Origin of the sequence: Seramator thermalis (assembly GCF_004138125.1) — a bacterium.
Taxonomy (GTDB): Bacteria; Bacteroidota; Bacteroidia; order Bacteroidales; family Dysgonomonadaceae; genus Seramator; species Seramator thermalis.
In genome coordinates this window covers 74153-91268 of the sequence record NZ_RXHS01000001.1, presented here as the reverse complement: position 1 = coordinate 91268, position 17116 = coordinate 74153, and the positions used below count along the sequence as shown (strand labels likewise).

Below are 17116 nucleotides of genomic sequence, written 5' to 3'. Positions count from 1 at the left end.
TTCTTTATTCGAGATTCTTTGTTGTTTTGCATACCGCAACTGAAAATGAATTCGATTGATAAATTCGAAAAAAAGTTGCATTTTTGTATTCGTATTCAAATTTATAGAATATGTCATTATTTGGAACGAATTACAAATTTCACACCGGATACGCATTGAGTGGTGGAGGAGCAAAAGGATTTGCTCATTTAGGTGCGTTGAACGTTCTCGAATCGAAAGGATTAAAACCACATGTAATTGCCGGAACGAGTGCCGGTGCTTTGGCCGGAGTATTTTATGCAGACGGCTTTCACCCCGATGAAATAGCCGATCTTTTTACAGGTAAAGAGTTTCGCGAATTTATAGGTTTTTCTATGCCCAAACAGGGTTTTTTCAAGACCTCGGGGCTATTTCATTTTTTAAAGAAAAATTTAAGAGCCAGAACCTTCGAAGATCTCCAAATTCCGTTTATAAGCGTTGTCACAGATTGGAAGCGTGCCCGCACGGTGAGTTTTTATCAAGGCAATCAATTGATTGAGGCAGTTATTGCTTCTTGCTCAATTCCGGTATTTTTTCAGCCACAATATATCGATGGAATTCCATATGTTGATGGCGGACTATTCAAAAATCTTCCGGTGTCGGTGATCAGAGAACAATGCAAATATGTAATAGCCATCAACGTCAATTCTTTAATGCCTTATTGCGAAGATGCCGGAATAAAAAAAATGGTGGAACGAACATTCAACTTGATGTCAAACTCAAATACATTGATCGATAAAAAATTGTGCGATATTTTGATCGAAATGGAAGGGCTCGACAAATTTACAATATTCGATATCAATAATTTAAAGGAAATTAAAAAAATCGGCTATGAAACGGCGTCATCAAAAATGGATGAGCCCAAAAGCAAACATATTATCCGTCGTTGTCTTCGTCATAAAGAATTGGAATCGAAAATAAATCGATGGATAAATCAAACCTCACCATTATGAAAAAAAAAATCTTTGTATATCAAATCTTTACACGTCTTTTTGGAAATAAAATAAACACGAACCTAAAAAACGGAGAGATTTGGGAAAATGGTTCGGGAAAATTCAACGACATCAGTGATAATGTATTGAAAAAACTTTCCGATTTCGGATATACACATATTTGGTATATAGGAGTTTTAGCACATTCCACGGCCACTAATTACGAAAAATACGGCATTCCGCATCAATATCCCGAAATTGTGAAAGGCAAAGCCGGTTCACCCTACGCCGTAAGAGATTATTATGATGTAGGTCCCGACTTATCGGTAGATATCGATAAAAGGCTCGATGAATTTGATAGTTTAATAAATCGGACGCATAAAGCCGGCCTAAAAGTTATTATCGATTTCGTTCCGAATCATTTGGCAAGAAATTATCAATCAATCGCAAAACCACCCTCAATTGCCGATTTTGGTGCTGACGACGATAAAAGTTTGGCATTTCATCCCCAAAACAATTTTTATTATATCCCCGATCAAGCCTTAGATCTTAGCCGGATTAAGAGAAAAAATCAACGGATCACTTATACCGAATTTCCCGCAAAAGCTACCGGAAACGATTGTTTTACAAATTCGCCTTCGCTTTACGACTGGTATGAAACCGTGAAACTCAATTATGGCATCGATTACTTGAATGGACGAGCATCATATTTTTCTCCCATTCCCGATACTTGGATAAAGATGCGGGACGTGCTTTTGTTTTGGGCTTCGAGAAAAGTGGACGGATTCAGATGTGACATGGCCGAAATGGTACCGCTGCAATTTTGGAAATGGGTCATTCCTCAAATAAAATCCAAATATTTCAATATCATTTTTATTGCCGAGACCTATAATCCTTCGGAATATCGCAACTATTTGTCGGATAATATTTTCGACTACCTGTATGACAAAGTCGGACTGTACGATGTGCTTCGGGATGTTGCCTGTGGATATCGACCCGCATCCGATATCACTTTTGCCCTCAATCAAGTCGGAGATATTCAACATCACATGATCAATTTCATGGAAAATCATGATGAGCAACGCATCGCTTCCGATTACTTTTTGAAGGACGGCAAAAAAGGGAAAGCGGCCATGATTGTTACATCATGCATCAATGTGAATCCCGTAATGGTATATTTTGGTCAGGAATTGGGAGAACCCGGAATGGATGAAGAGGGTTTTAGCGGACGGAACGGACGTACAAGCATTTATGATTATTGGTCAATCGAAAAAATCAGAAGGTGGAACAATAATGGAAAGTGGAACAGCGAATTACTTACTGAAGAGGAAATCGAACTTCAATCTTTTTATAAAAAACTCGTAGTGTTATGTAATCAACAAAACGCTCTTTCGGAAGGTTTGTTCTACGATCTGATGTCGGCTAATTACGAAAATCAGGGTTTTAATTCGATGAAACAATATGCATTTGCGCGAAGCGACGGTAAAGATTTTTTGATTGTTGTGGCCAATTTTTCTGAGAAGGATGAAACAATTACAGTATATACGCCCGATGACGTATTTCGTTTTTTTGGATTTGACATTCCCGGAAATTGCCAAGCCATGCCCTTATTGGCCGACAATGAAGATAAATTTGTTTTCAACTACTTTTCACCATTCAAAGTGAGGCTTGCTGCCAACGATGGCGAAATCTATAAAATTTCTTTTTTGTAAACAGTTTCTTTTGAATTTACTTTTTGTACTTTTGCATGCGAAAACCATTTCATCCATAAAACAATCTCACTAAAGAGAAAATCTGTTTTTATCAATAACAAAGACATGCAAGAAAGACCATTTAAAATTTTTTCGGGAACCAAATCCCGCTATTTTGCCGAAAAAGTTTGCAACAGCTTAGGTTGTCCACTTGGAAACATGATCATCGAGCATTTTGCCGATGGTGAATTTGCAGTTTCTTACGAAGAATCGATTCGGGGAAAACAAGTTTTTCTTATTCAATCGACATTTCCTAATTCAGACAATTTGATGGAACTTTTGCTAATGATTGACGCCGCAAAGCGAGCTTCGGCAAAATCTATCGTGGCTGTCATCCCTTATTTTGGGTGGGCGCGTCAAGATCGTAAAGATAAGCCTCGTGTCAGCATAGGAGCAAAACTTATTGCCGATGTGCTTAGTGTTGCGGGAATCAGCCGATTGATTACAATGGATTTGCATGCCGATCAAATTCAGGGATTTTTTAATGTTCCGGTTGACCATCTCTATGCTTCAGGCGTGTTTTTAGAATATGTAAAGTCTCTCGACTTGGATAATTTGGTTATAGCCACGCCGGATGTAGGAGGAACCAAGCGAGCAAGTGCTTATGCCAAATTTTTGGGTTGCCCGATGGTGATTTGCTACAAACTCCGTAAAAAAGCCAACGAAATTTCGGATATGCAAGTGATTGGCGAGGTTGAAGGAATGGATATCCTTTTGGTGGATGATATAGTAGATACCGCCGGAACTATCACCAAAGCTGCAAATCTGATGATTGAAAAAGGTGCGCGTTCGGTGAGAGCAATAGCAAGTCACGCCGTGATGTCCGATCCGGCTTCCCTGCGTGTAGATCAATCCCAGTTGACAGAAATTATCTTTACCGACAGTATTCCATATTCGAAAAAATCGGAAAAAGTTAAGATTCTTTCGGTTGCAGATATGTTTGCCGAATCCATACAACGGGTATGCAACAACGAATCTATAAGCTCTTTATATGTAGTGTGAAAACTATTCGGATATTCCGTCATGAATAAATTATTCGGAATTTTCATCTTATTGCTGGCATCATTCATTCATGTTCATGCTCAAAAAATATCTTTCGACCGAGATGGTCTGCTAAAAATAGTTCAGTTTACGGATATACATTACGTTTATAATGATTCCAGAGCAGATACAACGCTGTTAAACATTGAGCGAATTCTTGATGCAGAAAATCCCGATCTAATCGTGTTTACCGGCGATATCGTGACGGGAAAACCCGTCAAGGAAGGGTGGGATGCAATTACTCGTTTTGCAATCGATCGAAAAATTCCATTTGCCGTAACATTAGGTAATCACGATGATGAGCAGGGCACGACTCGAACCGAACTCGAAAACTTGATCACTTCCTATCCTTATAACATAAATGTTGCGTCAAGCTCTTACGTGGATGGAGTATTAAATAACGTAATTCCCGTATATGGAAGCGACAATAATATGAAAATTAAAGCGTTACTCTACACTTTCGACTCGGGAGCATATTCTACGATACAAAAAGTCAACGGTTATGGCTGGATACGTCCCAATATTATTTCATGGTACAGACGGCAAAGCATCCATTATACTATCCAGAATAATTTCCAACCGCTGCCGGCTTTGGCTTTTTTCCATATTCCGCTTCCTGAATACAGATTGGCGTATGATGATGCCGAAAACAAACGAATAGGCGATAAAAACGAAAATGAATGTTCTCCTGCTTTAAACTCGGGGATGTTTTTGGCTATGAAAGAGATGGGAGACATCATGGGAACTTTTGTCGGACACGATCATGTAAATAATTATTTAGTAAACTATTTCGATATTGCTTTGGCGTATGGCCAATTTTCGGGATGGAAAACCACTTATGTTGCACCTGTAAACGGAGCAAGGATCATCGTTTTGAAAGAAAATAAAAGAGAATTCGATACCTGGATTCGAACCATTGATGGTAATATTCAATTTAAAGCTACTTATCCTGTAGATTTTATTCAATCTGCGAAAAAATAATTATTTGATAGTTCGAACGAAGAAGGTGCGTTGGGTCGGATAAACCTACACATGTTAAGTGTATCGGTCGTTTATTTTTCAAAAAACAAGTTGGTTACAAAAAATGGTGGTCTAAAGTAGAAAACAGGTCCGTCGGAGTCAACGCATTTTCTACATTTCTGACGGGGCAATTTTGTTGCCGAATCGATGAATTTTTACTTCAAGTTCACATAATTAGTCCACTGAAACAGACAGATTAATATCCTGCCAAAAGCTCACGGGAAAATATAGTGCAATTTTATTGACAAAACATCACAATTGCGAAAGCGGAAGAATGTGAATGGTTGATGAGGTTGATGATTGAAGATTTTAAAAATCATTTTAGAGTGGGGGGATTTTATCTCCTCTCTTTTTTGTTATGATCGTAGTCGTCAAGATCGAACGAGAACACCCGGCTATGACTGCAAACAAACATATTGCATGATTGGAATATCCATATCAAAAGCTACTTTGTAGGACACGTCTATTTTATTACCTTTGTGCAAAAAATAAAACAACCCAAATCATGTTCGAAAATTTAACAGACAGGCTCGAAAGATCGCTTAAAATACTGAAAGGCGAAGGTCGAATTACTGAAATTAACGTTGCCGAAACACTAAAGGAAGTGCGTCGTGCATTGCTCGACGCCGATGTCAATTACAAAACAGCGAGGGAATTTACCGAAAATGTAAAACAGAAAGCTCTCGGACAGAATGTACTCACTGCGGTGAAGCCCGAACAATTGATGGTGAAAATCGTTCACGATGAACTTGCCGCACTGATGGGCGGTTCGGCGACCGATATCAATATCAAGGGCAATCCGGCAGTCATCTTGATGGCGGGTTTGCAAGGTTCGGGTAAGACTACGTTTTCGGGCAAATTGGCCAATATGCTCAAATCGAAGCGAGGGAAAAACCCGCTTCTGGTTGCCGGCGACGTGTATCGTCCGGCAGCTATCGAACAATTGAAAGTATTGGGCGAACAGATAAATGTATCGGTTTATTCGGAAGAAGAAAACAAAAATCCGGTCAAAATTGCTCAAAACGCCATCCAGTATGCCAAACAGCACGGAAAAGATGTTGTAATCATCGATACTGCCGGTCGCTTGGCGATCGACGAACAGATGATGAACGAGATCGAATCGATCAAGAAAGCCGTCAATCCACAGGAAATATTGTTCGTAGTAGATGCCATGACCGGTCAGGATGCCGTCAATACGGCAAAGGAATTCAACGATCGGCTCGACTTCAACGGTGTTGTCCTCACCAAACTCGATGGTGATACGCGAGGTGGAGCGGCACTTTCCATCCGTTCGGTTGTAAACAAACCTATCAAGTTTGTCGGCACAGGGGAAAAACTGGACGCTATAGATGTTTTTCACCCCGAACGCATGGCCGATCGTATTTTGGGCATGGGCGATATTGTTTCGCTGGTTGAAAAGGCTCAAGAACAATATGACGAAGAAGAAGCTCGACGCCTGCAAAAAAAGATAGCCAAAAATCAATTCGATTTCAACGATTTTATTTCCCAAATACAGCAAATTAAGAAAATGGGAAATTTGAAAGATCTTGCATCGATGATTCCGGGAGTAGGTAAGCAGATAAAAGATCTTGATATTGATGACGATGCTTTTAAAAGCATTGAAGCCATCATTCATTCCATGACGCCCGAAGAACGCTCTCATCCCGAAATTTTGAACGGAAGCCGTCGCGCACGTATTGCCAAAGGAAGCGGAACCAACGTACAGGAGGTGAACAAACTCATCAAACAGTTTGACGAAACCCGCAAGGTGATGCGCATGATGACTACAGGCGGTGTTAAACAGATGAGCAGAAACGTTAAGCGGCGCTAAAATCATATTTAATTTACGTTTATCATGCAGATAATTGATGGAAAAGCTGTTTCGGCTCAAATAAAATTGGAGATTGCCGAAGAAGTGGTTCGACTGAAATCGGAAGGGAAAAAAACACCTCATTTGGCTGCCGTTCTCGTCGGGCACGATGGTGGAAGCGAAACGTATGTAGCCAACAAAGTGAGAGCTTGTGAAGAAGTAGGTTTTAAATCTACTCTGATTCGTTTCGAAGAAAATGTGTCGGAAGACGAACTGCTTTCGTGCGTCGAACGATTGAATAACGACGATGACGTAGACGGGTTTATTGTTCAGTTGCCACTGCCCGAACATATTTCCGAAAACAAGATCACCGAAGCCATCGATTATCGCAAGGATGTGGACGGATTTCATCCCGTCAACGTAGGAAGAATGGCTATCGGATTGCCGTGTTTTCTTTCGGCTACACCTTCAGGTATCGTAGAATTGTTGCGACGTTACAAGATCGAGACTCGGGGCAAACATTGCGTCGTGTTGGGTAGGAGCAACATCGTCGGCAAACCCGTATCCATGCTGATGCTTCAGAAATCTTATCCCGGAGATTGCACGGTAACTGTATGCCATAGTCGAACGAAGAATATTAAAGAAATTTGCGTTCAGGCAGATATCATCATTGCGGCTCTTGGTTCGCCCGAATTTTTGAAAGCAGATATGGTGAAGGAAGGTGCGGTGGTGATCGATGTGGGTACGACTCGGGTGCCAAGCACAAAAACAAAATCGGGGTTCAAACTCACCGGCGATGTGGCTTTCGACGAAGTAGCTCCCAAATGTTCTTTCATTACGCCCGTTCCGGGTGGAGTAGGGCCGATGACCATCGTGTCTTTATTGAAAAACACCTTGCTCGCTGCAAAGAAAGAAATTTACAGATGAACCCCTTAAGAATTTATCTGAAAAATAGTGCAAATCGTCGAAAATCCGGCGTTGGAATTTGTATCGAAGATGGTCAACAACTATTTTTTTTGACGATTTGAATGACGACATCAATATCACAGACCGACGCTGCACACATAACGATATCTTTACACATTTAACCAAAAAAATTGACATTTATTCAATGGCCGACGACAAAAAAATTATTTTCTCGATGGTGGGAGTCAGCAAAACGTTTCCGCCTCACAAACAAGTATTGAAAGATATTTACCTCTCGTTTTTTTATGGTGCCAAAATTGGCATTATCGGGCTTAATGGCTCGGGGAAATCTACCTTGTTAAAAATCATTGCCGGCATCGACAAGGAATATCAGGGCGAGGTGGTTTCCGACAAAAGTTTTTCGGTGGGTTATCTGGAACAAGACCCCAAACTCGATCCCGACAAAACGGTGATAGACGTGGTGCGCGAAGGCGTGCAACCGGTAATGGATTTGCTGAAAGAATACGAAGATATCAACTTGAAATTCGGATTGCCCGAATATTACGAAAACGAGGACAAGATGAATCAACTTTTTGCCCGACAAGCCGAATTGCAGGACAAGCTGGATGCCGTAGATGCATGGAATATCGATAATCGTCTCGAACGCGCGATGGATGCATTGCGATGTCCGCCCGAAGATCAGCCCGTAACGCAGCTTTCGGGAGGCGAACGTCGCCGTGTGGCACTGTGTAGGTTGCTGCTGCAGGAGCCCGATGTGCTGTTGCTCGACGAGCCCACCAACCACCTCGATGCCGAGTCTATCGATTGGCTCGAACAACATTTGCAACAATACAAAGGAACAGTCATCTGTATCACGCACGATCGCTATTTTCTCGATCATGTGGCCGGATGGATTCTCGAGCTCGACCGAGGCGAAGGCATTCCGTGGAAAGGAAATTACACATCGTGGCTCGAACAGAAAACGCGTCGAATGGAGCAGGAAGAGAAACAGGCGAGCAAGCGTCGCAAAACGCTCGAACGCGAGCTGGATTGGATTCACATGGCTCCAAAGGCGCGACAGGCAAAGGGCAAAGCCCGTTTGAATTCGTACGAGCAGTTGCTGAATCAGGATCAGAAAGAACGTGAAGAAAAGCTCGAGATATTTATTCCCAATGGTCCGCGATTGGGCAACAAGGTGATTGAAGCGCACGGCGTGGCAAAGGCTTTCGGCGACAAACTATTGTTCGACAATTTGAATTTTGTGCTTCCTCCCAACGGAATTGTCGGTGTGATCGGGCCGAACGGCGCCGGCAAGACTACACTGTTCCGATTGATTCAGGGAATGGAAAAACCCGATGCCGGCACGTTCGAAGTGGGCGAAACAGTGGTTATTGCTTACGTCGATCAGTCGCACGAAGCCATCGATCCGGCCAAAACCGTTTATCAGGTGGTGTCAGGCGGTAGTGAATTTATTCGTGTGGGTGGTCGTGAAATTAATGCTCGGGCTTATCTTTCGCGCTTCAACTTCACCGGAGCCGATCAGGAAAAACTGTGCGGCGTACTTTCGGGTGGTGAACGCAACCGACTGCACCTGGCGCTCACGCTCAAAGCCGGTGCCAATGTGCTGTTGCTCGACGAACCTACCAACGACATCGATGTGAACACGCTTCGTGCATTGGAAGAAGGACTCGAAAATTTTGCCGGCTGTGCCGTGGTCATCTCCCACGACCGGTGGTTTCTGGACCGCATCTGCACACACATCCTTGCATTCGAGGGCAACTCGGAAGTTTTCTTCTTCGAAGGCACATACAGCGAATACGAGGAAAACAAGAAAATGCGTCTCGGCAACGAAGAACCCAAGCGTGTGCGGTATCGAAAGTTGCAATAGCGCGGCATAAAGATGCCGATGGGCAGAAATAGAAATTCGATCATGCGCCGAAACCATGCTTTTGGGGGGAATCTATAGCAAAATGTATAGAAGTTGGGCAAAAAACAGTTGAATGAGTACGAATATCGATGGTGAATAATACATTTTGTCGGTGATTCGTGTGATAATGTCAAGAAGAGGCCCATTTTGAACAGAAGTTATACTATAAACTCCGGAAATGATTGCAAAAAGTCAGGGGAAAGCCATAAAAAAGTAGGGGAAGCGAAAAAAATATGATTTTGCTTGAAAGGTTCATCCATTTTTTTTAGATTTGTGCTATAAATTATAATTTTATCTAAAAATTAATTGTATGAGCACAAGTCTGAAAGATTCACAAGCCAATTTTATCCTCAAATCGCGAGTAGCATTAACTAACGTTGAAACCCAGCCCGAGATTGCTGCAGAGATGGCCGAACTGGGATACGACGCAGCCAAAATTACCGAAGGCAAATCGTTGATAGCAAATGTAGAAGCCGCATTGAATTTGCAGCAAGACGAAAAAGGAGAAGAAAGCGCAGCTTCAGCCGCTTTTAAAGAGATCAGATCGAAGGTTAGCGCACTTTTCAGAGCACATCGCAAGAAAGCACTCTTTGCTTTTCTCGATGATCCGGATGCTGTCAAGGATTTGGGCATCAATGTCAGTCCCGCAACCGTTTATGCAGATTGGCGAAACGAGGTTGGCCATTTTTATGACACACTTCTGACTAACGAAGCATATCTGCAGTCGGTGAATCAAGTAAAGTTGACGACTGAAGAACTGACCGCCGCCAAGGAACTGTTGCCTTCGATGGATGCCGCATACAGCGAATATTATCGGGAGACAGGCGAATCGCAGGAAGCTACCCGCAAAAAAGACGAGGCATTGCATGCTCTCGAAACCTATATGCGCCGTTTTTGGCGTGCGGCCGACATCGCCCTTGAGGATAAGCCTCAACTCAAAGAAGCGTTGATGAAAGGCGTTTGAAGTCGGAAAAATTTTTGAATGATTTTGCATCGGATGTTTCCAATTTTGAAGCGTATGAATAACTCTGTTCATCATACGCTTTTTTTGTGTTATCTTTGCATATTTATTGAAGCATAGTAATTCGCCAAGCGTCGCTAACATCGGTTATTACAGATACCTTTGAGACGAATTTGGCCGAAAAGCCCTGCCTCAGGGTTTCGATTCGAAAAATGGAATTAATAATAAGACGGAAATGATTATATCTACTCGAAAAAAATTGATCGATGCGATTCGTAAATCAGATAATGAGGAATTATTGGAAGAGCTGTTTCAATACGTTTCACATGAGAATGATTTACATCCTTCCTATCGTCTGTCGCAAGATCAAAAAACAGCAATCGATATGGCAAGAGAGCAATACGAAAAGGGCGATTTTTTGTCGGACGAAGATGCAGACAAGGATATCGAATCATGGATAGGAGAGTGATTTGGTCTAAATTAGCCCAAGACGACAGGAAACGAATATTTTCGTATTGGAACAATAGAAACAAATCGAACTTATACAGCAGAAAACTTAATCGTTTGTTCAAGGAGGCGATTCGATTGATAATTGCCTATCCCTACATCGGAAGATCAACGGATATCGAAAACATACGGGTTAAAATAGTATCGGACTATTTAATTATTTACGAAATAAAGGAGTTTGAGATTGTCATTCTAACGATTTGGGATAGTCATCGAAATCCGGACATATTGCACCAAATCATGGGAAAAAATGAATCTTCGACAACCAAAAACGATTGAATGAGATGATCACCATATTAGGTATAGAATCTTCGTGCGATGACACATCGGCAGCTGTCATTCGTGATGGAGTGATTTTGTCGAACGTCATCACCACGCAGGCAGTGCACGAACGTTATGGAGGTGTGGTTCCCGAGCTTGCTTCGCGGGCACACCAGCAGAATATTATTCCCGTAGTGCACGATGCACTGAAACAGGCCGGCGTCGCAAAAAACGAAATTTCGGCCATCGCATTCACCCGCGGACCCGGTTTGTTGGGCTCGCTGCTTGTTGGCACTTCGTTTGCCAAAGGTTTATCGTCGGCGCTCAACGTGCCGATGATCGAGGTCAATCACTTGCAGGCGCATGTGTTGGCACATTTCATCAAGGAAACGCCGGAGGACAGGAATCAACCGAATTTCCCGTTTCTGTGTCTGCTCGTTTCGGGCGGAAATTCGCAAATTGTGCTCGTGAAATCTTACAACGATATGGAAATCATCGGCCAAACCATCGACGATGCTGCCGGCGAAGCTTTCGACAAATGCGCAAAGGTGATGGGACTGGGTTATCCCGGAGGTCCGATTGTGGATAAACTCGCCAAGTCGGGAAACCCCGAACGTTTTACGTTCAGCAAACCTCATGTGGCAGGCTACAACTACAGTTTCAGCGGATTGAAAACCTCGTTTCTCTATTTTTTGCGTGACGAATTGAAAAATGATCCCGATTTCATCGAAAAAAACAAGGAAGACTTGTGTGCCTCGTTACAAAAAACCATTATCGATATTTTGACGGATAAACTCGTGCGTGCTGCCAAAGATTTAAATATCGATGAGGTTGCCGTTGCGGGTGGCGTTTCGGCCAATTCGGGCCTGCGTGGGGCTTTCGAAGAACATAGTCGTCGCTATGGGTGGAAAATTCATATTCCCAAGTTTGCCTACACCACCGATAATGCGGCAATGGTAGCCATCACCGGATATTACAAGTATCTCGACGGCGAATTTTGTGGTAAAGAGGTAGCTCCCTATGCACGGGTTTCGATTTAAAAAGAATGAAATAAAGCACCCAAACAGAAAAAAGAGTAATGAAATCGATTTTACAAGATAATATAGAAAGGATAACGGAGGTTTGCAAAACTTACCATGTGAGGTCTCTTTTTGCTTTTGGTTCTGTATGCACCGACAAGTTTTCCGAATCGAGCGATGTTGATTTGCTAATTGATTTTTATCCGATGGATTACGGCGACTATGCCGACAATTATTTTGTTGTGGCAGACAAAATGGAAGAAATTTTTCAGCGAGATGTCGATCTGATAACGGAAAAATCCTTATCTAACCCGCATTTCATAGAATCTATCAATCGAACCAAAGTGAAACTTTATGGATGAAATGGTCAAAAAATATCTTTTCGATATACAGCAATCGCTGGTTTCAATAGAAACTTTTATCGGAGATAAGAAAGATTTCTCGGCATACATGCAAAACAAGATGCTTCGCCGTGCCGTAGAAAGAGAGTTCGAAATAATGGGTGAAGCGATGAATAAACTGGATAAGGTGGATTCGGCAATTCCTATTTCTTCCAAAAAGCAAATCATTGGACTTCGAAATCGAGTCATTCACGGATACGATAAAATAGATGACGAAATTGTTTGGGGTATCATCGTTCGTCATCTGCCAAAATTAAAGTTGGAGGTCAACAAACTATTAAATGACTAATTTGCGAACTATATCAGCATTTTTTTCAATCAAACAAAACAATCGAGCAAAAAATATAAGTCATGTCAGCAACAGAAAATCTCAACAAGGAAGAATCGAAGCGAAATCTCAATTTCATCGAACAGATTGTGGAAAAAGATTTGCAGGAAGGTAAGAACGGCGGTCGCATACAAACGCGCTTTCCACCCGAACCCAACGGTTATCTTCACATAGGGCACGCCAAGGCAATTTGCCTCGATTTCGGTATTGCCGAAAAGTATAACGGCATCTGCAACCTTCGGTTCGACGATACCAATCCTGTGAAAGAAGATGTAGAATATGTCGATTCCATTATGGAAGATATCCGATGGCTTGGTTTTCACTGGGAAAATGTGTTTTATGCTTCCGATTATTTCGGGCAGCTTTGGGATTTGGCGGTTCGGTTCATCAAGGAAGGTAAGGCTTACGTGGATGAACAAACGGCCGAAGAAATAGCTCGGCAAAAAGGTTCGCCGACGGTTCCCGGCATCAACAGTCCCTACCGCGATCGTCCCGTGGAAGAATCGCTCGAATTGTTTTACAAAATGAACAGTGGCGAAATTCCCGAAGGGAAAATGGTGCTCCGCGCCAAAATCGACATGGCTTCACCCAACATGCACTTCCGCGATCCCATCATGTATCGCGTTATCCATATTCCTCATCATCGCACCGGCACGCAATGGAAAGCCTATCCCATGTATGATTTTGCGCATGGGCAGTCCGACTATTTCGAAGGAGTCACCCATTCGCTCTGCACGTTGGAGTTCGAAGTGCATCGTCCGCTTTACGACTGGTTTCTCGATCAGTTTGCAACCGGCGATTATCGTCCGCGACAGATCGAATTCAACCGGCTGAATATGACCTACACGATGATGAGCAAACGTAAATTGCTGCAACTTGTGCAGGAAAAGCTTGTAGCCGGATGGGACGATCCGCGCATGCCCACCATCTGCGGACTGCGTCGTCGCGGATATACGCCCGAATCGATTCGCAATTTTATCGACGATATCGGCTACACAAAATATGACGGACTGATTGATGTTTCGCTGCTCGAACACAGCATTCGCGAAGATCTCAACAAACGCGCCATGCGTGTTTCGGGAGTGATCGATCCTGTCAAGTTGATTCTGACGAACTATCCCGAAGGGGAGGGCGAAATGGTTGAGGCAATCAATAATCCCGAAGACGAGTCGATGGGAAGCCGTCAGGTGCATTTCGGTCGCGAATTGTGGATCGAACGCGACGACTTCATGGAGGAGGCTCCGAAAAACTATTTTCGTCTCACACCCGGCAACGAAGTAAGGTTGAAAAATGCCTATATCGTGCGTTGCACCGGTTGCAAAAAAGATGAGAACGGTGTCGTTACGGAAGTTTATGCCGAATACGATCCGCTTACACGCAGTGGTATGCCCGAAGCCAACAGAAAGGTGAAAGGAACGATTCACTGGGTGTCGGTTGACCATTGCCTCGATGCCGAAGTGCGACTGTACGACCGATTGTTTTTGGTAGAAAATCCTTCGGAAGAGAAAGATTGCGATTTTCGCGATCTGCTCAATCCCGAGTCACTCGTCATCAAACAGCACTGCAAAGTCGAGGCTTGTTTGAAAGACGTGAAACCGCTCGATAGTTTTCAATTTCAGCGCATCGGTTATTTCAATGTCGATAAGGATTCTACGCCCGACCATTTGGTGTTCAACCGCACGGTTTCGCTGAAGGATTCGTGGAAAAAGCAGCAGACAAAAAATTAACCGGGAATCATATCACTTGCATATAGCATTCGTATATTGGTATTTGCGAATTTTTTCTGTAGCATATATTTACAAACAGAGATTAGTACGGAGAAAAAAAGTATGGACGAGAACGACGATCTTGACATCAATGAGTTGATCGAAAGATATGAACAGATGCGGGCGCTTGGCAAAAGCATGTATCTGGATGCCGACGAGTTTTCGTTGCTGATCGACTATTATGCCGGAATGGGCGATATGGATGAAGCCGAAGCGCTGATAGAGCAGGGGATGAGAATGCATCCCGGCAGTCCCGAAATTATGACGCAATATGCCAAGAAGCTGGTTTTTGCGGAAAGGTATGAAGAGGCCTATTCCTATTTGCACCACATCAGCGACGATGGCAATATCGATCTTGCACTGCTGAAAATAGAAACGCTTTATCATTTGAATCGCGAAGACGAAGCGGAAGCTATTATTGATCAGATTTTGCTGCAAGATATCTCTGAGGAAGATTTGTTTACATTTGTGTCGGAAGTTGGATATATTTTCAACGATCTCGAACTTTTCGACAAAGCGAAGCTTTTTTTGGAACAAGCACTCTTGCTCGATCCGTCGAATGTGGATGTTTTGATTGATTTGGCGTATGCCAACGAAATGGCGGGCGATTTCGACAAAGCCATCGAATATAACAACCGTCTGCTCGACGTAGATCCTTACTCATTCGAAGGTTGGGCAAATATCGGAAAGCTGTATTCGATGAATGAGCAATTCGATAAAGCTATCGATGCATTCGATTTTGCCCTCACGATTAATGAGAATGACGTATCGGTTCTAAAGATGAAAGCATTTTCACTTTATTTGAATGAGAATGTGGAAGAGGCTATACGAGTTTTTGAGGAATGTTTGAGAAAATCGCCCGACGATGAATCGCTCTACGATTCGCTGTTCGAAGGATACGAAGCAATGGAGCAATATGACCGGATGATGGACGTGATTTCGCGTAAAGAAGAAAAATTCGGGTCGAAAGGCATTTTGGTGCGCAAAGCACATGTTTATCTGTTGAAGCAGGATTATGACCAAGCCCTGAAAACTTATGAAAAGATACCCGATGACGAAAGAGACACCTTTGAGTTTTACATGCTCGAGGGCGAACTGATGTTTTACAAGGGAGATTTTGCTGCTTCTGAAACAGCTTATATGAAAGCAGCTCTTTACATGCCCGATAACGAAACGGTAATCGACAGACTGGCAAATGTGAGTGTTGCACGCGATAAGTATGAGCAGGCTGCCGAATATTTGGAGCAGTTGCTCGAAATGGATCCGAGTTACCCGTCAGCCAAATCGAGGCTGGCTTTTATCCGATTCGAAATAGGAGAAAAAGAACCTTTCGACGAAATTGCACAACAACTTTCGGATGAAGATTTGCGTATTTTGCTTACGTTGATTTCGAATGTCGAGAACGATAACATCGTCACACTCACTCGGGACGAACTGCTAAAACGTTTGAATGAATTGCGTGAAAACCGAGTGCTTTTCAAGAATATCAAATACTAATATCCCGAAATAATTTTCCAAAGAGCCTCGATCCACTCGTCACAACTATTTAGTGAAGGGACGAATGTAAACTCTTCGCCACCGGCAGCCATGAAGAGTTGTCTTGCCTGAATATCGATGTCATAGAGTGTTTCCATGTTATCCACCGTGAATCCCGGTGCCATAATTATGATTCGTTTCCAGCCTTGTCGAGGCAAACTGTCGATGTCCGTTGAAAGAAAAGGCTTGAGCCATCCGTTGCCGCGCTGTGAAGAATAGAGCAAAATTTGTTCGTTGACAGAAATTCCCAATTCGTTGGACACAAGTCGGTTCGTTTCTTTTAATTGATATACGTAATCAAATTCTCTGCCCTTTTTCCACGCACTTTCCACCTGTTTGATGGGCAAACTGTGATAGCAAAATACGAATTTATCGAATCCTTTCTCGATATAAGGTTTGGCCCGAGCAGCCAATGCGTGAATGTAAGCCGGATGATTGTAATAGGATTTTACGAATTTCAGCCGAAAGGAGTGTGGACGCTTATAAAACACGCGTCCTATTTCGTCAATTGCGGTTTGAGTGGTTGATTGCGCATATTGAGGATACATTGGGAATACGATTAACTCATGCAGTAACGGACATTTTCTTTCGAGTGAATCAATAGCTTGTGCCACATCAGGCTCGCCGTATCGCATGGCAATTTCAACCGGCAATCCTTTCCGCGATTCGAGTTCGGCTGCGAGCTGCTGCATGTGATATAGCAGCGGAGAGATTTTGGGTTCTTCTTTTCTCCATATCAATTTGTATTTTTCGAGCGATTTGGATGACGAAAGCGGAGCTATGATGTTTTTTGCCAAAAATTTCGACTGCCATTCGGGAAGTCCCGAGACGAGTGGGTCCGAAAGCATATCGCAGATAAATCGCTGAACGTCCTCTTTTTTGCAACTTGCAGGAGTGCCAAGATTAACCAATAATATTCCACGCATTTTTCA

Annotated in this window: 16 protein-coding genes; 15 read left to right on the top strand and 1 reads right to left on the bottom strand. The window is 42.9% G+C overall.

Annotated features, from left to right (window positions below):
* Nucleotides 1-110 precede the first annotated feature (110 nt).
* From EJN84_RS00400 to EJN84_RS00330, 15 genes are all read left to right on the top strand, one after another.
* Nucleotides 111-971, top strand: coding sequence for a patatin-like phospholipase family protein (locus tag EJN84_RS00400; RefSeq protein ID WP_129593570.1), 861 nt, complete (start codon nt 111-113; stop codon nt 969-971).
* A complete protein-coding gene (locus EJN84_RS00395; RefSeq protein WP_129593569.1) occupies nt 968-2662 on the top strand; it encodes an alpha-amylase family protein in 1695 nt (564 codons plus the stop codon). The genes EJN84_RS00400 and EJN84_RS00395 overlap by 4 nt, the downstream gene beginning before the upstream one ends.
* Nucleotides 2663-2767: 105 nt before the next feature.
* The gene (locus EJN84_RS00390) at nt 2768-3703 is read left to right on the top strand and encodes a ribose-phosphate pyrophosphokinase (protein ID WP_129593568.1); all 936 of its coding nucleotides are present in this window, start codon (nt 2768-2770) and stop codon (nt 3701-3703) included.
* A 21-nt stretch (nt 3704-3724) separates the two neighbouring features.
* Nucleotides 3725-4723 carry a metallophosphoesterase family protein gene (locus EJN84_RS00385; RefSeq protein WP_129593567.1) on the top strand — a complete coding sequence of 333 codons (999 nt, stop codon included), beginning with the start codon at nt 3725-3727 and terminating at the stop codon, nt 4721-4723.
* 544 nt (nt 4724-5267) lie between these two features.
* On the top strand, nt 5268-6593 hold the full coding sequence (gene ffh / locus EJN84_RS00380; RefSeq protein ID WP_129593566.1) for a signal recognition particle protein: 1326 nt from the start codon (nt 5268-5270) through the stop codon (nt 6591-6593).
* Between the two features lie 24 nt (nt 6594-6617).
* The gene (gene folD, locus EJN84_RS00375) at nt 6618-7499 is read left to right on the top strand and encodes a bifunctional methylenetetrahydrofolate dehydrogenase/methenyltetrahydrofolate cyclohydrolase FolD (protein ID WP_129593565.1); all 882 of its coding nucleotides are present in this window, start codon (nt 6618-6620) and stop codon (nt 7497-7499) included.
* Nucleotides 7500-7683: 184 nt separating this feature from the next.
* Entirely contained in the window at nt 7684-9366 is a 1683-nt protein-coding gene (ettA, locus tag EJN84_RS00370) for an energy-dependent translational throttle protein EttA (protein ID WP_129593564.1), read from the top strand.
* Between the two features lie 349 nt (nt 9367-9715).
* Nucleotides 9716-10369 (top strand): hypothetical protein, encoded by a 654-nt coding sequence (locus EJN84_RS00365; protein WP_129593563.1) that lies wholly within the window; start codon nt 9716-9718, stop codon nt 10367-10369.
* A 232-nt stretch (nt 10370-10601) separates the two neighbouring features.
* The gene (locus EJN84_RS00360; RefSeq protein ID WP_101486181.1) at nt 10602-10835 is read left to right on the top strand and encodes a hypothetical protein; all 234 of its coding nucleotides are present in this window, start codon (nt 10602-10604) and stop codon (nt 10833-10835) included.
* Complete coding sequence (locus tag EJN84_RS00355) at nt 10832-11152, top strand: type II toxin-antitoxin system RelE/ParE family toxin (RefSeq protein ID WP_238943877.1); 321 nt, start codon at nt 10832-10834, stop codon at nt 11150-11152. Before EJN84_RS00360 ends, EJN84_RS00355 begins: the two co-directional genes overlap by 4 nt.
* 5 nt (nt 11153-11157) lie before the next feature.
* A complete protein-coding gene (gene tsaD, locus EJN84_RS00350; RefSeq protein ID WP_129593561.1) occupies nt 11158-12174 on the top strand; it encodes a tRNA (adenosine(37)-N6)-threonylcarbamoyltransferase complex transferase subunit TsaD in 1017 nt (338 codons plus the stop codon).
* Between the two features lie 38 nt (nt 12175-12212).
* Nucleotides 12213-12515: a nucleotidyltransferase family protein gene (locus tag EJN84_RS00345; protein ID WP_101486178.1), complete on the top strand. Its 303-nt coding sequence runs from the start codon at nt 12213-12215 to the stop codon at nt 12513-12515.
* On the top strand, nt 12508-12843 hold the full coding sequence (locus EJN84_RS00340; protein WP_129593560.1) for a HepT-like ribonuclease domain-containing protein: 336 nt from the start codon (nt 12508-12510) through the stop codon (nt 12841-12843). The genes EJN84_RS00345 and EJN84_RS00340 overlap by 8 nt, the downstream gene beginning before the upstream one ends.
* Before the next feature lie 62 nt (nt 12844-12905).
* Entirely contained in the window at nt 12906-14609 is a 1704-nt protein-coding gene (locus EJN84_RS00335) for a glutamine--tRNA ligase/YqeY domain fusion protein (protein WP_129593559.1), read from the top strand.
* 102 nt (nt 14610-14711) lie between these two features.
* Complete coding sequence (locus EJN84_RS00330; RefSeq protein WP_129593558.1) at nt 14712-16145, top strand: tetratricopeptide repeat protein; 1434 nt, start codon at nt 14712-14714, stop codon at nt 16143-16145.
* On the opposite strand, the gene hemH is transcribed toward EJN84_RS00330, so the two are convergent.
* Nucleotides 16142-17110, bottom strand: coding sequence for a ferrochelatase (hemH, locus tag EJN84_RS00325; RefSeq protein ID WP_129593557.1), 969 nt, complete (start codon nt 17108-17110; stop codon nt 16142-16144). The genes EJN84_RS00330 and hemH overlap by 4 nt on opposite strands.
* Nucleotides 17111-17116: the final 6 nt, after the last annotated feature.

Bases quoted from the DNA above. Each gene is read 5' to 3' on its own strand.
- EJN84_RS00400 (WP_129593570.1), top strand. From the start codon at position 111: ATGTCATTATTTGGAACGAATTACAAATTTCACACCGGATACGCATTG.
- EJN84_RS00395 (WP_129593569.1), top strand. From the start codon at position 968: ATGAAAAAAAAAATCTTTGTATATCAAATCTTTACACGTCTTTTTGGA.
- EJN84_RS00390 (WP_129593568.1), top strand. From the start codon at position 2,768: ATGCAAGAAAGACCATTTAAAATTTTTTCGGGAACCAAATCCCGCTAT.
- EJN84_RS00385 (WP_129593567.1), top strand. From the start codon at position 3,725: ATGAATAAATTATTCGGAATTTTCATCTTATTGCTGGCATCATTCATT.
- ffh (WP_129593566.1), top strand. From the start codon at position 5,268: ATGTTCGAAAATTTAACAGACAGGCTCGAAAGATCGCTTAAAATACTG.
- folD (WP_129593565.1), top strand. From the start codon at position 6,618: ATGCAGATAATTGATGGAAAAGCTGTTTCGGCTCAAATAAAATTGGAG.
- ettA (WP_129593564.1), top strand. From the start codon at position 7,684: ATGGCCGACGACAAAAAAATTATTTTCTCGATGGTGGGAGTCAGCAAA.
- EJN84_RS00365 (WP_129593563.1), top strand. From the start codon at position 9,716: ATGAGCACAAGTCTGAAAGATTCACAAGCCAATTTTATCCTCAAATCG.
- EJN84_RS00360 (WP_101486181.1), top strand. From the start codon at position 10,602: ATGATTATATCTACTCGAAAAAAATTGATCGATGCGATTCGTAAATCA.
- tsaD (WP_129593561.1), top strand. From the start codon at position 11,158: ATGATCACCATATTAGGTATAGAATCTTCGTGCGATGACACATCGGCA.
- EJN84_RS00345 (WP_101486178.1), top strand. From the start codon at position 12,213: ATGAAATCGATTTTACAAGATAATATAGAAAGGATAACGGAGGTTTGC.
- EJN84_RS00340 (WP_129593560.1), top strand. From the start codon at position 12,508: ATGGATGAAATGGTCAAAAAATATCTTTTCGATATACAGCAATCGCTG.
- EJN84_RS00335 (WP_129593559.1), top strand. From the start codon at position 12,906: ATGTCAGCAACAGAAAATCTCAACAAGGAAGAATCGAAGCGAAATCTC.
- EJN84_RS00330 (WP_129593558.1), top strand. From the start codon at position 14,712: ATGGACGAGAACGACGATCTTGACATCAATGAGTTGATCGAAAGATAT.
- hemH (WP_129593557.1), bottom strand. From the start codon at position 17,110: ATGCGTGGAATATTATTGGTTAATCTTGGCACTCCTGCAAGTTGCAAA.